The following is a 364-nucleotide window of genomic DNA, read 5'->3' as shown; positions in this document are numbered from 1 at the left end:
ACATATCGGTCATGCTCGAATCGTTGCGCGGGCTGTTCTTCTGGAACTGGCCGCCGTAGAGCGTCAGGCCGTCGATTTCCTTCGAGGTGAGCTGGCCGCCGCGAAAGGTCTGCGGCAGCGAGCGGCCATCGTCCGAGCGGAGGATGGGCAGTACCGGCATCCATTCGCCGACCTTCAGTTCGGTCCTGGAAATCCGCGCCTTGAAGGCCACGTCCAGGCGACCGAAGTTGTCGGCCGGACGTCCGTCACGGTCCAGCGGCAGCAACTGGGTACCGCCGGTGCCTTTGCCGCCGTCGAGCTTCTGGGAAAAGCTGCCGAGCACGTCGAGGCCGAAGCCGACCGTGCCCTGGGTGAAGCCGGATTT

1 protein-coding gene is annotated in these 364 nt (G+C 64.8%); it reads right to left on the bottom strand.

The genetic code is table 11. The features are described 5' to 3' along the window. Nucleotides 1-364, bottom strand: a 364-nt coding sequence (locus ACL9RJ_RS33240) for an OprD family outer membrane porin (RefSeq protein WP_146049158.1), incomplete at both ends; no start/stop codon positions are given.

It is taken from the genome of Pseudomonas sp. Mn2068 (assembly GCF_049319725.1).
Lineage (GTDB): Bacteria > Pseudomonadota > Gammaproteobacteria > Pseudomonadales > Pseudomonadaceae > Aquipseudomonas > Aquipseudomonas gingeri.
Note: the sequence above shows the minus strand (reverse complement) of the source record. Positions and strands in the feature narration are given on the sequence as shown.